Source organism: Polymorphospora sp. NPDC050346 (assembly GCF_040655695.1).
Classification (GTDB): Bacteria; Actinomycetota; Actinomycetes; order Mycobacteriales; family Micromonosporaceae; genus Polymorphospora; species Polymorphospora lycopeni.
Map to the genome: position 1 here is coordinate 35,972 of NZ_JBFAKM010000046.1, position 15,395 is coordinate 51,366.

General features: G+C 67.2%; 14 protein-coding genes and 1 pseudogene. 9 read left to right on the top strand and 6 right to left on the bottom strand.

The genetic code is table 11. From position 1 onward, the window contains the following. The first annotated feature begins 35 nt into the window (after nt 1-35). From AB0I42_RS32395 to AB0I42_RS32405, 3 genes are read left to right on the top strand one after another with little or no spacing between them, the layout of a single operon-like run. Nucleotides 36-329: a hypothetical protein gene (locus tag AB0I42_RS32395; RefSeq protein WP_357543434.1), complete on the top strand. Its 294-nt coding sequence runs from the start codon at nt 36-38 to the stop codon at nt 327-329. Continuing rightward, nucleotides 326-670, top strand: coding sequence for a hypothetical protein (locus tag AB0I42_RS32400; protein WP_357543436.1), 345 nt, complete (start codon nt 326-328; stop codon nt 668-670). Before AB0I42_RS32395 ends, AB0I42_RS32400 begins: the two co-directional genes overlap by 4 nt. Nucleotides 671-711: 41 nt before the next feature. Further along, complete coding sequence (locus AB0I42_RS32405) at nt 712-1,053, top strand: hypothetical protein (protein WP_357543438.1); 342 nt, start codon at nt 712-714, stop codon at nt 1,051-1,053. Nucleotides 1,054-1,066: 13 nt separating this feature from the next. Here the strand turns inward: AB0I42_RS32405 and AB0I42_RS32410 are convergent, their stop codons facing one another. The 3 genes and pseudogenes from AB0I42_RS32410 to AB0I42_RS32420 form a co-directional block, all read right to left on the bottom strand. Then, nucleotides 1,067-1,198 (bottom strand): hypothetical protein, encoded by a 132-nt coding sequence (locus AB0I42_RS32410; RefSeq protein WP_357543440.1) that lies wholly within the window; start codon nt 1,196-1,198, stop codon nt 1,067-1,069. Nucleotides 1,199-1,644: 446 nt separating this feature from the next. Continuing rightward, nucleotides 1,645-1,926: a hypothetical protein gene (locus AB0I42_RS32415; RefSeq protein WP_357543442.1), complete on the bottom strand. Its 282-nt coding sequence runs from the start codon at nt 1,924-1,926 to the stop codon at nt 1,645-1,647. A gap of 309 nt (nt 1,927-2,235) precedes the next feature. Then, nucleotides 2,236-3,436 (bottom strand): annotated as a pseudogene (locus tag AB0I42_RS32420) (IS110 family transposase). 454 nt (nt 3,437-3,890) lie between these two features. Between AB0I42_RS32420 and AB0I42_RS32425 the strand changes: the two are divergent. Together AB0I42_RS32425 and AB0I42_RS32430 are read left to right on the top strand one after the other, a co-directional pair. Next, on the top strand, nt 3,891-5,120 hold the full coding sequence (locus tag AB0I42_RS32425; protein WP_357543444.1) for a hypothetical protein: 1,230 nt from the start codon (nt 3,891-3,893) through the stop codon (nt 5,118-5,120). A gap of 357 nt (nt 5,121-5,477) precedes the next feature. Next, nucleotides 5,478-6,029 (top strand): hypothetical protein, encoded by a 552-nt coding sequence (locus AB0I42_RS32430; protein WP_357543446.1) that lies wholly within the window; start codon nt 5,478-5,480, stop codon nt 6,027-6,029. Between the two features lie 523 nt (nt 6,030-6,552). Here AB0I42_RS32430 and AB0I42_RS32435 read toward each other — a convergent pair. Both AB0I42_RS32435 and AB0I42_RS32440 read right to left on the bottom strand, forming a co-directional pair. Then, nucleotides 6,553-7,167: a flavoprotein gene (locus tag AB0I42_RS32435; RefSeq protein WP_357543448.1), complete on the bottom strand. Its 615-nt coding sequence runs from the start codon at nt 7,165-7,167 to the stop codon at nt 6,553-6,555. After that, nucleotides 7,164-8,528, bottom strand: coding sequence for a radical SAM protein (locus AB0I42_RS32440; RefSeq protein ID WP_357543450.1), 1,365 nt, complete (start codon nt 8,526-8,528; stop codon nt 7,164-7,166). The genes AB0I42_RS32435 and AB0I42_RS32440 overlap by 4 nt, the downstream gene beginning before the upstream one ends. A 377-nt stretch (nt 8,529-8,905) precedes the next feature. Here AB0I42_RS32440 and AB0I42_RS32445 point away from each other — a divergent pair, with 377 nt between their 5' ends. From AB0I42_RS32445 to AB0I42_RS32460, 4 genes are all read left to right on the top strand, one after another. Continuing rightward, on the top strand, nt 8,906-9,487 hold the full coding sequence (locus AB0I42_RS32445; protein WP_357543452.1) for a helix-turn-helix domain-containing protein: 582 nt from the start codon (nt 8,906-8,908) through the stop codon (nt 9,485-9,487). Between the two features lie 6 nt (nt 9,488-9,493). Beyond that, nucleotides 9,494-10,753 carry an MFS transporter gene (locus tag AB0I42_RS32450; protein ID WP_357543454.1) on the top strand — a complete coding sequence of 420 codons (1,260 nt, stop codon included), beginning with the start codon at nt 9,494-9,496 and terminating at the stop codon, nt 10,751-10,753. A gap of 724 nt (nt 10,754-11,477) precedes the next feature. Continuing rightward, a complete protein-coding gene (locus AB0I42_RS32455; protein ID WP_357543456.1) occupies nt 11,478-12,221 on the top strand; it encodes a ParA family protein in 744 nt (247 codons plus the stop codon). Between the two features lies 1 nt (nt 12,222). Continuing rightward, the gene (locus tag AB0I42_RS32460; RefSeq protein WP_357543458.1) at nt 12,223-13,128 is read left to right on the top strand and encodes a ParB/RepB/Spo0J family partition protein; all 906 of its coding nucleotides are present in this window, start codon (nt 12,223-12,225) and stop codon (nt 13,126-13,128) included. Nucleotides 13,129-13,498: 370 nt separating this feature from the next. Here the strand turns inward: AB0I42_RS32460 and AB0I42_RS32465 are convergent, their stop codons facing one another. Continuing rightward, the gene (locus AB0I42_RS32465) at nt 13,499-14,095 is read right to left on the bottom strand and encodes a sigma-70 family RNA polymerase sigma factor (RefSeq protein WP_357543460.1); all 597 of its coding nucleotides are present in this window, start codon (nt 14,093-14,095) and stop codon (nt 13,499-13,501) included. Between the last annotated feature and the right edge of the window lie 1,300 nt (nt 14,096-15,395).

The following is a 15,395-nucleotide window of genomic DNA, read 5'->3' on the forward strand; positions in this document are numbered from 1 at the left end:
TACACCCGTGCCAGCTCCCACCTGCGGGAATACGCGTGTATTACGCTTGGGGGGTGCCGTACGAGTGGGAAGAGTGGGCGCTGCAGGCCCTGGCCGGCATCCAGCCCTACGAGGTCCGCCAGGCCCTCGACGCCAAGCAACGGTGGCCGCGTCCAGGCGCCGACCACGCCGGCTTCCGGGTGCTCACCATCTGGGCCCGCACCCGCGGTGGCCGGCCCCTGATCGTCGCCGTACACCACATCGACGGCTTCACCTGGAAGATCATCGGCGCGCGGGACATGACCACCGCCGAGCTGGCCGACTTCACCCGATGGGAGCAGAACCGATGAGCGACGACCAGGCCCTGCCACGCACCCCCGAAGAAGTGGCCAACCTGATGGCCAACCTCACCTTCGACCCGGCCCCCACCCCACAACAGGAAGCCGAACTACTCGACTCCCTCCCGCCGGAAGGCGCCGAGGTCATGGTGGTCCGGTCCCTGCGCCTGCCCATCGAACTCGACGACGCCGTCACCGCGGCCGCCAAGGCCAACGGCATCACCAAGACCGCGTGGATCCGCCAAGCCATCGAGATCGTGCTCACCATGCAAGCCGAAGACGACCAGCCGATCTCCCGCGCCGACGCCCTGCGCGCCCTCACCCTGCTACGCCCCGTACGACGCGCCGCCTAACAACGCGACACACACCGTCCGCGACGGCGAGGATCACCACCATGACCAGCCCACCGGACATCAAATCCCACCTCGACGACGCCGACAGCGTCGTCGACGCGCTGCCATGGAAACTCGGCGACACCGAAGCGGCCCGCAAACGCGCCCGCGGCCGAGTCTCAGCCCTGGCCCACCAAGTCGCCGGCCTCCTCGCGACCGGCTGGACCGTCCAAGAGATCCAACAGGCCCTGGCCACCGCCCCGAACGCCGCCACCGCCCCCGACCCCGCCGCCCAGGAGAAACGCTGGCGCTCCGCACTCAAACAAGCCCGCCACACCAGACGGCAGACACAACGACCACCACACCACGGACCGATCCCGCCCGACCGTCCATCCACCAGCTGACCTGCCCGAGTGGTCAGCGTGGGCGGCTGACGGCGAACAGGAAGACCAGAAGCAACAGGCCGAACCAGAAGTTCCACTTCGAGTTCAGCCGGTAGTAGCTGCGTACACGTTTTCCGGCGCGCTTGTGCGACCTGACGAAGGGCATGACTTCTCCGAGAGAACTCGCTACGAGGGGTAGTGGGAGTCTCGCAGAAACCGTCCGATATTTGTGTCCCTGAATGCGGAGGCGCCGACCAACCGAGCCGCTCGACCTGGTCGCCGGGGCCCCGCCGCCTGCCGGGCCGGCTGCACCAGTAGGCCCCGCGCTTGGGTAGCTGTCCCAGGACCACGAATACTTGATCTTGATTCGGTTCCGGTCGTCGCTGCTGAGGTTCGGACCCTGCATCGCCTGCATCGGATAAGAGCCGGTTATCCGGTACATCAACCCGATCACGGTCAGCCCGGCCTGCGGCCGGCGGTACGGCCCGGACACGCGACCCGGGCACGTTATCCGGCGCATCGGTCCGGCGCTGCCAACGCGAATCCGGCTTGTCGTTGGTTTTTCGCTGGAAGCTATGACCAGGCCGGGACGCTCCCGACAGCGCCCGGGGGTCAGAACGGCTGGGTACCGCCGCTGGCCCGAAGTTCGCCCTTGCTCTTCACATCGATGATGTAGGCCATGCCGTCCGAGCCCTTGCAGCGGATCGACGAGCCCTGCCGGTTGGTGAGGCCACCCTCGCACTGAAGAGTCGCATCCTTATCGAGGTCGCGCTTGACCGCAGCGGCCCCGTCCTTCTGTAGCTGCTCGCTGGACCAGTCGCCCTCGTGTCCGCCACCACAGCCGGCGAGGACGAGGGCCACGGTGACGGCGAGGATCACGCGGGATGTTCTCATAACAGCTCCTTGGGACGGGGGAGGTGACCCTATCTGTCAGGTCCGACATGACCGGGCGCCCCGCATCAGGACGAGACTCGGGGCCGTGTACCGCTGACCGGGTGTGGTCGACGTCGACCAGGAACCACGCCGGCCGCCGTCGCGGGTCGGGATGCGGGGCCGCTCCGTCTCCTACGACAGCTAAACACCAAGATCAAATATTTGCGGTGCTGGGACAGGTACCCAAGCGTGGGGCCTACGACGGCCGTGACCGAGCGCGCTGACCAGTGGTGGAGCAGGTTGAGCGGGGGGGTGTCCCTATGGGTTTCGTCAAGCAGGGATCGGTGTGGCTGGGCGTGGTTGGTAGGGGATCTTGTCGCGGAGCATGGCGTATAGGACGTCGCAGCGGCGTCGGGCGAGGCAGATGAGGGCGGCGTTGTGACGTTTGCCTTCGGCTCTCTTTCGGTCGTGGTAGGCCCCTGCTGGTGGGGTCGGCGAGGGCGGCGAACGCGGCGAGGAAGAAGGCGCGTTTGAGGTTCTTGTTGCCGCCTCGGGGCGGGTGTTCGCCGCGGATGCTGCTGCCGGATCGTCGGGTGACGGGTGCGAGACCGGCGTAGGCGGCGAGGTGGCCGGGGGTGGCGAAGGCGGTGCCGTCGCCGACTTCGAGCAGGATCCGGGCTGCGGTCCTGACGCCGATGCCGGGCATCGAGGTCAGGACCGAGGCGAGAGGGTGCGCATCGAGCAGCCTTTCGACCTCGCCGGCGACCTGGTCGCGTTGTCGTAGAACATCGCGGAGGCTGTCGGCGAGGCGGGGCAGGATCATGTCGGCCGCTGTGGTGCCGGGGACGGTGACGGTCTGTTCGTCGAGTGCGGTCATGATCTGCTCGACGAGGCGTTCGCCCATGCGTGGTGCGTGGGTGACCGCGATCGAGATGAGCTTGCGGCGGCCGGCCTTGCGCAGACCGGCCGGTCCGCCGCAGCGGGACAGCAGCTCCAGGACGGCCTTGTGGTGCACCTTCGGGCCGAGGACGCGTTCCAGAGCGGGGTGGATCTGGGTGAGTAGTCCCCGGATCCGGTTCGATATTCGGGTGGCTTCGCCGGCGAGGTCGTCGTCGAAGCCCACAAGGACTTCCAGCTCGGCCAGAGCCTCGTCGCCGGTGTCGACCCGGCGCAGCGTGTGGGGCAGGGGCCGGGCGGCGTCGGCGATGACGTAGGCGTCCCGGGCGTCGGTCTTCGCGGCACCTGGGTGCAGGTCGGCGATGCGGCGCATCGCCAGGCCGGGCAGGTAGGCAACCTGGTGCCCACACGCCCGGGCCACCGCGACGGGCAGGGCGCCGATCGAGGCAGGCTGGTCGACCACCACCAGAACCGTGCCGTGACCGGCCAGCTTGTCGAACAGTTGCCGAAGGCGGGCCTCGGTGTTGGGCAACGGCGCGTCGTGCAGCCGTCTGCCGTCCGGGGCCAACCCGACCGCGTGATGATCGCCTTTGCCGACGTCCAAGCCGAGGAAGACGTCGTATCCGCCGTGCACCAGACCCCTCCACACCTCGTCGCGTGGGTCCTCGGCCGCGGTCAGAGCGTCGGACTGCCGGCAGCCACGTTACGAAGAGACCTACCCCAGATGGGGGGCGGCCGGGTCCCTATCAGCGGTCCACCGACGCCACCCGACCCGGCGACAACACCCCCCGGATCATCCGTACGACAGGGACTACAGAGCAGGTCGGCGCAGATCAACTGGGGACACGGAGCAGGATCACTGGAACTTGACAGAAGCCCCACGAGCCCCTCGCTCGTGGGGCTTCTCGCCGTTCCCGGCTGCCTCCAGCGTAGGTCAATATGGCCGACCTTCCGAAAACGGCTCAGAATCGCTCTCAGGTCGTCAAATAGCGATCATGAACTATCAAGATCAGCTAAGAATCTGTTACTGGAAACGATAAGCTGTGATTCTATATCCAGAAACAGGAAGTGTGTGGTAGAGTGAGGTCATGAGCGAACCCGTTGAGACGACCGATCCGGAGCTGGTGACCCAGGACTGCCCGGTCTGCGGTCTGCCGTTCAGCTACGCGAAGCGCGCGTCCCGGCCGCCGACCTACTGCTCGCGGACGTGGGACGAGCCGGGCCAGCCGCGGACCTGCCAGGCCCGCGCCAAGGCCCGCCGTGCGGTCACCCGCGCCGCCGGCCTGGACGCGCCGCTGGCCACAAGGCAGGCCGACACCGCCCAGCTGGCGGCCGCGATCGAGGCCCTGCAGGAGCAGCTCGCGGCGTACCTGGCCAACCGGGGGGTGGAGCAGGCCGCGCTGGACCGCGCCCAGCAGGCCGAGCGGGAGGTGGGGGAGGCGGTCGAGCGGGCCGAGCGGGAGACCGCCGCCCGCGACGCCGCCCAGCGAGCCGCCAGCGCAGCCGAGCGAGCCCGCGCCGAAGCCGTCGAACAGCGCCAGGTCGCCGACCGCCGCGTCCGCGACGCCGAAGCCGAGGTCGAGAAGATCCGCGTGAGGGCGGCCCGGGACGTCGCCGACGCCCGGGAGGCGCAGGGCCGGGCCGAGGCCCACGCCGGCGAGCGCGCCCAGGCGGTCATCACCGAGTCCCAGCGCCGTCAGGCCGCCGAGCAGCGCGCCACCGACCTCGCCGACCAGCTCAAGACCGTCCGCGCCGACCTCAAGACCGCCGAGGCCGAGGCCCGCAAGACCGAGCGCGCCCGGGTCGCGGCCGAGCAGCGCGCCGACCGAGCCGAGGCCACCATCGCCACCATCACCGCCGAGCGCGATATCGCCCGCGCCGACGCCGTCCGTCTCGACACCGCCCTCGTCGACGCCGGCCGCGCACGCGACGACCTCGCCACCCAGCTCGCCGCCGCCACCACCGAACGCGACACCGCACGGGCCGAGCTGGCCGACGTCCGTGCCCAGCTCGCCGCCGCCACCGCCCGCGCCGACCAGGTCCAGGCCGACCGCGACGCGATCCGTGCCGACCTGACCGAAGCCCAGACCACCGTCGCGCAACTGCGCGCCGACGTCGCCGACACCCAGGGCCGACTCACCGCGGCCACCGCGGCCGCCGACGCCCACACCGCCACGATCGACCAGCTCCGCGCCGACCTCGCCGCCGCCAACCAACGAGCCGACCGGGCCGAGACCCGGCTCGACCAGTACCTCTCCCTGGCCGCGCAGCAGGCCCAGCTCGACCAGGGCCACACCGAGGGTAGAGGCCGGGCATGACCGGGCCGAGCCCTCACCAGCGTCGACCAGGAGGCATCCCGGTAGTAATCAGCGAAAAATCAACGGCAGGCTGGTCAGAGCCGGGTCCCGCAGGATGGCGGCGCCGCTCGTGTCGACGACCGGTTGACCCAGCGTTACCGTTGATCCCGGGCTGAAAACTACGCCTGGCCTAGCTGCTCAACGCAGACCCCGGCCGCCTTCCCTCCGGGGTATGCCGCCGGGTTTGGTCTTCCTCCTGCGCCGACCCTCCGTTCTCTCGCGTCGCGCAGGGGAAAAACTCCAACTGTTGACAACGTCTATTGTCAGGACCCAAGCTGGTAGTTGACAACACTTGTTGTCAACTACCAGGGAGGTGACGTGACGACGACTGACGCGGACAGCCCCGCCGAGACGCTGGCCGGACCGCTCAGCCCGGCCGCCGCGGCCCGGCTGCGCGCCGACCTGGTCGACCTGGTCGACCGGCATGCCGCCGACCACGCCAGCACCGTCGACCCCCAGACCACCGCGCTGGCCGTCCTCGCCACCGCCCGGGCCGTCGCCGCCCTCGCCGACGAACTCAGCACCGCCGCGGCGGCCGCCGCCGCCCGCGTCGGCGCCGACTACCCCGAGATCGGCCGAGCCGCCGGCATGACCCGCCAAGGCGCCCGCCGCCGCTGGCCCGGCCTGGCCCAGCCGGCGGCCGCCGACCGTGCCGCCCGCGCCCAGGCCACCCGTGCGAGCGCACCCTCCGACCGCCTCAGCCAGCAAGCCGAGGATGCGGTGGTCACCCTGCTGATGCGCCGCGTAGCCGAACGCGGCGACTTCGAGGCGTTTCTCGCCGGCGTCACAGCAGCCGACCGAGCCGCCATCGAGGACGCCATGGAGCGACACGCCGTCCGTCAGCGTGCCAGAGGCGAGCCCGGCTGGTAACCAAGGCCTAGCTTCAAGCTGACCTGGAGGCCCCCGTTTGCGACACCAGCGAGGGTATGAGATGACGGACCCGATGGTCACGGCAGCCGTGGCGACGTGCGGAGGACCAGGCGAACCGTGAGGATCAGCACCATGGCCAGCCCGCCGGACATCAAGGCCCACCTCGCCGACGCCGACAGCGTCGTCGACGCGCTGCCGTGGAAACTCGGCGACACCGAACCAGCCCGTAAACGTGCCCGCGGCCGGGTCTCGGCCCTGGCCCCATCAGGTGGCTGCTCTACTCGCGGCAGGCTGGAGTGTGCAAGAGATCCGGGAGGTGCTGGCCGCATCTCCAGACGCCGCTGCGGCGCCGGATCCCGCCGCCCAGGAGAGACGCTGGCGTTCCGCACTCAAACAGGCCCGTCACGTTAAAAGGCAACAAGAACGCCCACGCCATCCGGCAGGCTGATCTTCGCCTCTGTGCGGGGCATCCGATGGAGCGCCTGGCGAGGGTGCCGAGTCTGATTCCCAGGTCGTGGATGGTCTAGGCGGCTAGCTGCTCGTCTCGAGCCTTCTCCAGCCGTTCGTCGACCATGTCGGCGACCTCGGAAAACGACGGCATCGCCGGGTTCTCGACCATGCGCTTGCTCGAGACCTGGAAGCCCTGACGCCATTGCGGCTCGACCACCTCGTACCCATCGGCCCGGCACTGGGCGATGTTGCGTGTAACCGCTGGTTTTGACCACATGACGTTGTTCATCGCGGGGACGATCAGGACTGGGCAGGATGCGGTGAGCAGGGTCGCCGTGAGCAGCGTGGGGGCGTGCCCGTGCGCGACGTCGGCGACGAGGTTCGCGGTGGCGGGGAGCACCAGGATCAGGTCGTGGCTGGCGGCGATCTTGGCGTGGTTGCCTCGGAACGGGACCTCGGGGTCGGTGGAGTCGAGAATCTCGTCGGCGAACAGCCCGGCGGTGCGCGGCGGGACGAACTTGGTTGCCGATGCCGTCAGCAGGACGGTGATGTGACAGCCCAGCCGGGCACGCAGGGTCGCCAGGTAGTTGGGCAGCATCACCACCGAAGCGGCTCCGCAGCAGCCGACCAGGATCCGCGGTCTTTCAGCGCCCTCGGCACCTGCGGGGTGGACGGGGTGGCTGGTCATCGGGCGGCTCCTACTGTGGCGGTCAGGCCGTTGAGGTCGGCGATCAGGTTGAGCCGCTGCTGTGTGTTGAACTTGTAGCTGGGGCAGGGGACATGTCCGTCGCGCCACAGCTTCGGGCAGGCTCCGCCGCAGGTCGGGTAGAACTCGCACGACGAGCAGCTGCGTTGGCCGGCGGCGACATCCTGCGTCCAGTCGTCGTAGGCGCCGAGCGGGCGAGGGCCTGCGTTGTCGGCCCAGGGCTGGGTAACGTGGCCGACCGCGGTGTCGGCGAGTTGATCGACTAGTGGCTGTTCGCTGCAGGAGAAGACGTCGCCGTCCGGCGCGATCAGCTCATCCGAGCGAGAGGCCGCGGGGCAGACCACCTCTGTGGGGGCAGGGGGGAGAATTTCGCAGTTCAGCCCCAGACGCCGCATGATCTTCAGCCATTGGGCCTCTCGGTCGGCGAAGTGACGCTTGCCGACCTCGATGGCGCTGACATCGTTACTCCACGAGTGCACCGGCTTGATGCCGAACCGGACGCGCGGGTGGGCGAACCCGTGAGCGGCCAGAAGCTCGAGCAACTCGGTGATGGAGTCCTCGTTGTGAACATCGACGTTGGACCGGATACCGAATGTCATTCCCGCCGTGGATTCATCGTCGAGAGCCTGTGTGACAGCCTCGACGATGCGCCAGAACGACGTTTCACCGCTCTTGAGTGGCCGGTGCCGGTCGTGCATCTCCGGTGGGCCATCGATGGTGATCTCCGCATGCGTGACCCGGCACTCCTCGGCGAGAACCTTGATCTTGCGGATGTCCAGTAGCGCGCCGTTGGTGACGATGACGGAGGTCCAGTCGAGTTCCCGTTGGTCCACCACCGGCACGAATGACTGCGACAGGTCGCGGATGGCGGCGAAGCCCATCAAGGGTTCTCCGCCGAACCAGTCCAGGCGCATAGCTCGGGTCTGCGGGTGCTCCAGCATCGCCAACACTCGGCGCCGGACGGCTTCGCGGTGGTTTCCGCGCAGCGAGGTACGCCGGTGGGTCTGACCGCAGTAGGTGCAGCCCATGTTGCAGTAGGCGGTGGGGAGCAGGGCGACGTGGCGACGGCCCAGGTCAGCGGCGTTGGAGTTGAAGCGCTGGTTGACGGCCTCGAGTTCGTTCTCGTCTGCGGGTACAAGAAGCTGATAGCGCCGTAGCGCTTCTAGCTGCTGGTCCCCGATGGCGGGCACGCGGCCGGCTTCGAGGTCGTCGGCGACCGCCCGCTTGACCGGGAGTACCTTGCTGATGCGAGTCGCGTACACCAGCCGAACCTCGTCACCGCCGGGCGCGATGTAGGACTTACGGCTGATGACCTTGTAGCGGGTTACCTTCTCCGGCTTCATCTGGCAGACATCCCCGTTCCGTCAGGCGTGTGGTTCTCGGGCTGCTAACAGCAACCGGGCGCCGCTTTGAAAAGCGGCGCCCGGCCGGTGTGGACTTACATCTGGAACCCGGAGGGGGCTCAGCAGACAATGTTCACGTGGTTTTCCAGCGGGCCACCTGCGGTGGTCGTGACGAGAGCGTCGTCGTACATGGAGATCACCTCCCCCTGTGATTCCAGTGCCGAGCATCGATGTTGCGGTCCGCACTGAGAAGCTAACTGCCTGTGATTCAGTGAGTCAAGGTTTTTTGTAAAAGCTTCCTTGAAAGGAATCCGACAGCCCCGAGAGTTATTAAGGATTTCTTGAATCAAGGTGAATCTTGACGTATCGTCCACACCGTGGACGAGCAGCAGCCTCGACGCGTGGATCAGGTGGAGGTCTTGAAGTCCTTCTCCCATCCACTGCGCCTACGCCTGTACTACGCCGTGGCGAAACGTGGTTCCGCGACGGCTACGACGCTGGCCAAAGATATTGGGACGACCGCCCAGCTGGCCTTCTACCATTTGTCGCGCATGGCCGAACTCGGTGTCCTCGAGGAGGATGCCGAAGCACCCAGCCGGGGCCGCGAGCGGCATTGGAAGCAGTCTGCCCGCGGGTTCTCCTTCAACCCAGCCGAACTAGGCACCGACACGGTCAGTAGTCTCGAAGTGCTTCACCGCGCCCAAGCGGGCATCCACGTCGAGCGGCTGCAGGAGTTCTTCGACTCTGGTCCGGATCCCTCCGACGAGTTCCGTTCGGCGGCGTTCGGCACCGACATGATACTGACCCTAACTGCCGCCGAGGCCAACCTGCTGCGTGAGGAACTGTCCGCCACCCTGCTGAAGTTCCGCAACCAGCGCCCACCCGCGAGCGAGCCGGACGCCGCCGCTCCCGGGGCTCGCGACATCTTCGTGTTCATCCATGCGTTCCCGACGAGATGACGTGTCATGACTGACACCGAGCCGAGGACTGCGCCCTCCACCCCTACGCCCACACCGCAGCCCATGTGGAGGCTGGCGCTCTGGCTGACGGCCGAACCGGTCTCGCTGATCGGTGATCAGATCTTCTTCCTGGCCATGGCCTGGACCGCCGTCCAGGCGGGCGGCCCGAAAGGTGTCGGCCTGGTTCTGGTGGCAGGCGCCGTACCACGCGCACTGCTGATGCTGGTCGGAGGCGCCGTTGTCGACCGGCTTGGCCCCCGCCGTATCGCGGTCAGCAGCGACATTCTCCGCGCTCTGCTGATGATCGTGGCAGTCACCGCCCTGGCCGGCCACAGTTCGATCGCGCTGCTGATGACCCTGGCGGCAGTCTTCGGCGCCATCGATGCGCTGTTCTATCCCGCCACCGGTTCACTCGCCCCGCGCGTCGTACCCTCCACTCAACTCGTCCGCGTGCAGAACATCCGAGCGCTCGGCACCAGGGCCGCACTCCTAGTCGGAGCGCCACTGGGTGGCCTGCTGCTCACTATCGGCGGGACCTCCCTGGCCTTCACTGTGAACGTGGCAGCCTTCACACTGTCCGCGGGCGCCCTAGCCCTGCTCAAAGTCCGTACCGACCAGTCCGACCAGCCCGACCGCGAGGGCATGATTCGGCAGATTATTGATGGTCTGCGCTACGCCCTGACCGAGCCCGTCACCCGCAACCTGCTGCTGCTGGTCGCTCTCCTGGAGTTCGCCGTCAACGGTGTGATCAACACCGCCTTCCCCAGTCTCGCCGCGGACCGTGGCTGGGGCGCGCAAGGACTGGGTTGGCTGGTCGCCGCGTTCGGCGCCGGTGCCGCCATAGCAGCCCTCGTCCTCATCACCGCACGCCGCATCAACCGGCCCGGACTACTCATCCCCGGCGCAGCCCTGACCGGCGCAATTGTCTTGGCGCTGTTCGCCGGCGCCCACAACCGCTCCCTCGTGCTGGCCCTCTCCTTCGGAATCGGTGTAGTCGGCGGCATTGTCGGTGGCATCGTCATCCCCCTCATCCAGACCACCACACCTCCCGACCTCCTAGGCCGTCTGATGAGCTTGTTCGGAATCGCCACCATCGGCACGGCCCCGCTCTCCATCGCCGCAGCAGCGTTCATCACCGATCAAGCCGGCCTGCGAACAGCGTTCCTATATGCCTCGACCCTGACCCTCATCGGGGCTCTCGCCTGCGCCGCCAGCTCATCCGTCCGCCGTCTCCAGATCCAGCACCCAGCCGGCCGAAGCTCGTGAACAACGACGCCCAAAGATCCCGAGATGCCGTGCCCTCGGCTGTGGACCCCTGACGTGTGGGCCGGCGGTTACGCCGAGGCGGCATCGGACTCGCGGAGCGGCCGGAGTTTTCTGCTCGGCGTTCGGGGCGGGGAGCTGAGCGGCCGAGCATGTGATGTGCGCGCCACCGCGCATAGGCCGGCGCCGACTACCCCAAGATCGGCCGGGCCGTCGGCATGGCCGACAGCGTGCCTGCCGCCGCTGGCCCGGCCTGGCCTGCGGTCGCCGACCGCGCCATCCGGACCGGTGCCCCGGCGACCCTCAGCTGGGGAAACCGACGCACCCTGCTGATGCGCTGCTTGGCCGAGGCTGGGTACGAGGCGTTCCTCGCTGGCGTGCCGATCGGCGACCGGGGCTGCTATCGAGGTCGCCTCGATCGAACGTGAGACCGCACGCCGCCGGCGATCCCGGCTGGTAACTCAGTTCGACATCCCCTGTTGCCGGGGGACCGGCAACAGGGGGGCCAGGGCGGTTGGGAGGCCAGTAGCTGCTGGTTCTTGCTGTAGTAGTTGCCCTACGGGGTGGCGGCTCCGCGTCCCATCCTCCACAGGCGGTTAACCGCGGTTAATCGCCCACGTGGTGCGGGCCAAGCTTCTGAGCAGGGAGCTTCGCCATAACATGACGTCATCCGAAGTACCGCGGCCCGCACCCGGCGGCCCGGGAAGCACACGGAATGGAGCGTCTCATGGCCCTGGTGCATGTCATCGCGAACCAGAAAGGCGGCGTCGGCAAGACCACGCTGGCTGTCAACCTTGGTGCGGTGACCTACGACGTACTGGTCAACCCCGAGCCGATCCTTCGCGCGGCCGCCGAGGCGGTGGGTGACCCCGAGAGCCCGGTGATGGTTGCATCCACCGACCCTCAGGCATCGTCGGTGTGGTGGTCTCGCCGTGTGGAGCGGCAGGGAGGATTGCCGTTCGACTTCGCCCAGATCGACGATCCACGCGACCTCGGCAAGCTCCGCAGTTTGCACTACGAGCACATCTTCGTTGACACGCCAGGTTCCCTTGAGGACGAGCGCATCCTTCAAGCCGCGCTCGATGAGTGCGACGACGTCCTGGTGCCGATGGTGCCCGAGCCGCTCTGCTACGACCCCACCGCACGGACGATCGAATCCGTCATCGGCCCTCGGGGAATCCCGTACCGAGTGGTGGTCAACTCCTGGGACCCGCGTGACGGGGTCCCCGACCTCAAGCAGACGGCCCAGTTCATCCAACGCAAGGGCTGGCCGATGTGTAACACCGTCATCCGGCGGTACAAGCTGCACGCCCGGGCCTCTGCTGAAGGGTTGGTCGTCACCCAGTACCCCCGCAACCGGGTAGCGATGGAAGCCCGGGAGGACTTCTTCCGTCTGGCGCTGGAGATGGGGTTCGGCGGGGGAGCGGCTGTCCCGCCGAAGAGTGGCCCATCAAGCCTGGAGGAGGTCTGACATGGCCGGGAAGCGAGTGAACCTCTCGGACCTGGCTAGCGAGCCGACTCTCCCAGAAGCCCGGGTGCCCAGCTTCGCTGAGTCGACACCACGTACGGCCCGGGTGCACCAGGTCGCGGCGAACCCGCTGAACACCCGAGATCTGACGGCGGACCGGTCGAAGATCGAGAGCATCGCAGAGTCGCTGAAGGTCCATGGGCAACTCCAGCCCTGCGCCGTTGTGCCTCGCGAGGTGTTCTTGCGGATATACCCCGAACACGAGGCAGCGCTCGGTGCAGCCAAGTGGGTACAGGTCACCGGCGGCCGGCGCCGTGCCGCCGCACTGTTGGCGGGGCTCTCGACCCTCGACATCGTCGTCAAGCCTGGCCTGGCCGAGAGCCGCGAGGCCTGGGTCAGCGCCACGGCGGCCGAGAACCTCGACCGCGAGAACCTCGACCCAATCGAGGAAGCCCAGGCCGTACAACTCTTGGTCACCGAGTGCGGTACGGCGAAGGCGGCAGCCACTCGACTCTCCCGCACCCCCCCGTGGGTAACCCAACGACTCAACCTCCTCAAGTTGGCCCCAGATGTCCAGGCGCTCGTGCGAGCTGGCGAGGCTCCACTACGGGATGTACGCGATCTCCATCAGGTGCCCGCTGAGGCGCAACTTGAGGAGCTAAAGCGGCGGCAACAGCCCACTGAAGCGGAGTTAACCGCGGTTAATCGCAGCGGCGATGACGAAGCAGTAGCTCACCGAGACGCCCGCCCTAGGAGATCCGCCGTTGCCTCCGCTATCCGCCGGCTAGGCGCCACCCCAGACAAGATCGCGGATTCGCTACGGCAGGAGATGTCCCCAGAGGACCTTCGAATCTTGGTGGACCTCCTTTCGGCTCAGGCCGCAGCAGAAGCGGCCACCAGCCCCGAGTAGGACATGATCATGGCGGTCCCCGTCGCGTCGGTCGTCCAGCCAGCCAGACGCTCGTGCCGCCCGGCGTAGACGTTGCCCGGGTGAGTGCCGCAACCGATGTTGCGCATGGACGTAAGAACGCCGCCGTCACCCGTTCAACGGTGACGGCGGCGTTCTTACGTCCTTTATGACATTACCTTCGCTGGCCCTGCCTCAGCCGATTTGGCCCGATGGCCGATGGTGTGGCCAGTTGATTGGATCTGGCGGTGTTGCAGTCTTCGCCAGTGCTGCTAGCTTGACCTCTCGCAGTGCCTGCTCGACACTCTTGCGGACATAGTCGGAGTTCGGCGCTAGAGCTAGTTCTGGACCTTCGCTCAGGTACTCGTCTAGGTCAAAGTGGATGTCCTGCTGCATAGCTGCCTCCCGCTGCTGCCAGCGGTTCTTTCTGGTAAGTGCGAAGTTCCCGCGTAAGGCGGGCACGCGCGTGCCGCAAGTTGGAGCGCACAGTTGCGACCGGGCGGCGGGCCATCGTGGCGATCTCGGTCGGTGCGTAGCCGTCGTACAAGAAGGCCATGACGGTTCTCTGCCCTTCGGGGAGCCGGCTGATCAGATGCATCACGTGGGATGTCTCGTCCTGAAGGATCACGCGACGTTCTACCTCAGGTGCGGGGGCCGCATCGGCGAGAGCAGCGGTAACGTGCCGTTGCCACCCGTCTGACCGACGCCTGCTGATTTCCGCAAGTTTGTTCATGGCGACCTTGAACACCCAGCCCTGAGGGTTCAAGGTCGGCCGTTCTTGGGTCGACCACCTTTCATAGAGTTGCGTCATCGCGTACGAGGTCGCGTCTTCGACGTCCTCGATGGTCGCACCCCACGCCTTCCGGGATACGTGCTTGATCATTCGGTCCCAGTTTGCCCGGAAGAACGCGTCGAACTCTTGGTCTTCCGGTGCGCTCAGTGCTCCGGGGCGTTGCCTGCCTTGGGCCATAGAGATTGTCTCCTCGCGATGCGCAGGGTCAGGGATGGCCTAGCCATTGCGTTCTCCTTCCGAGAGATGAGCGGAGACGTTCCCGGCCCTGTGCCAGGGACGCGGGCGGAGCTCGGTCGCTGCCGAACCCCGCCTTCCAACTGTGTAGAGGGGCGAGTCCTTGGATGCGTGCAAGACCCAAGAGAACTTTTCGGAGCTTGTAGGCTGTAGCCGTGGCTACTGTAGAGAGCCGCGTCTGCGGATCAGGTAGGTCATGAGCACCAGTGCGACGGCGAAAGCCGCGAGCGCGGTGACGGTTAGCGATCCTGAGGTGACATAGGCCCCGGGGACTCCGACGAGAACCATGTTGGTGAGTATGAGCAGTGCTCCAAACTCGCCGTGGCCCTGCTGGAGATGTACCTCGTGCCTGCCGAGTTGTGGATCGGTTCCAGGCCGTCGTGTCTCGTCCGTCATGCTGGTCTCATCGTGCAACGGGGCAACCTCCTCTTGGTTAAGGGCACCAAGCTGGGCCCAGCTTGGTGCCCTCTGGGTTCATGTTGGAGAGGGTTACGGACCGGAATACGTGCAAGATCGGGCACCGTGCCCGCCCGGATGCTCGACTTGCGTGTGTCCTCAAGCCCACCAAGGACATCGGCGACGAGCAGGTCAAGCCGGAGCTCAAGCCGACGGTCAAGACCAGGCGGCGCCGGCCCGGTAGACGCCGTCCGGCGTGGCGATGGTCCCCCAGGCGCTGATCGCACGGGTGGCGCCGACGGCCCGCAGCCACCTGCTCCGTTACGAACGTGCGAGGGGATGGTAGTCACTGATGGTGACGCCTGCGAGGTTTCGTTTCGTCCCCAGGCGTCACGGCTAACTCCAGTGACGTTCGTCACACACCAGGCTTGTTCAGGGTGAACACCCCCACGCGTGCGGGGATCCGGCGCGCGCCCGCCGCGCATGAGGATGGTTCGCGTTCCGCTCGATATTGCGGAGCGTGATATCGACTCATGAGAATCTGTTGACGTCGGCCCGGTAAACCGTGGCTGCCGGTACGACCCTGGTCGCCGCCCGTGCCGCATCGATGACTGACGAGGTCTGGTCCGCAATGCAGTGGGCGTGCACAACGGCTCCAAAATGCCGCTCGACCGAAGTCGGGGCCGTCCGGAAAGTCGGATCCCGTAGCCGTACAACTGTCCTATCCGGCCTGCGGTGACGGTCCTACTTGCACGTAGCTTCCGGCCCGGCCAGGCCCGCGTGTGGCGACTCGCTCTGTGCGTGGTCCACCCCGGGGCCAGAGCCAGTAGAGTTGCTTCCCGACGGA